Below are 691 nucleotides of genomic sequence, written 5' to 3' on the forward strand. Positions count from 1 at the left end.
ATCCACCTGTCGCTCTGGATCATCGTCCCGGTATCGGCCCTGATCGCCGCCCTGTTCGGGGCATTGTTGGGTGCGCCGACCCTGAAGCTGCGCGGCGACTACCTGGCCATCGTCACCCTGGGCTTCGGCGAAATCATCCGCATCTTCATGAACAACCTCAACGCCCCGGTCAACATCACCAACGGCCCGCAAGGCATCAACCTGATCGACCCGATCCGCGTCTTCGGCGTCTCGCTGGCCGGCGAACCCGGCTCCGGCTCCACCGTCAAATTCCTCGGCCTGTCCATGCCCTCGGTCAACGCCTACTACTTCCTGTTCCTGCTGCTGTGCATCGGCGTCATCTTCTTCTCCATCCGCCTGCAGGATTCACGACTGGGACGCGCCTGGGTCGCCATCCGCGAAGACGAAATCGCCGCCAAAGCCATGGGCATCAACACGCGCAATGTCAAGCTGCTGGCGTTCGCCATGGGCGCCTCCTTCGGCGGCGTGGCCGGCGCCATGTTCGCCGCGTTTCAAGGCTTCGTCTCGCCCGAATCCTTCTCGCTGACCGAATCGATCGCCGTGCTCGCCATGGTCGTGCTCGGCGGCATCGGCCACATCCCCGGCGTCGTGCTGGGCGGCGTGATCCTCGCCGCCCTGCCCGAAGTCCTGCGCCACGTCGTCGAACCGGTGCAGATGAGCCTGTTCGGGC

1 pseudogene is annotated in these 691 nt (G+C 65.0%); it reads left to right on the forward strand.

Features of this window, described 5'->3' with window-relative positions:
- Positions 1-691, forward strand: a pseudogene (locus RV1423_RS28185) (ABC transporter ATP-binding protein); the annotation flags it as partial.

Source organism: Herbaspirillum sp. RV1423, from assembly GCF_000577615.1.
Taxonomy (GTDB): domain Bacteria; phylum Pseudomonadota; class Gammaproteobacteria; order Burkholderiales; family Burkholderiaceae_D; genus Herbaspirillum.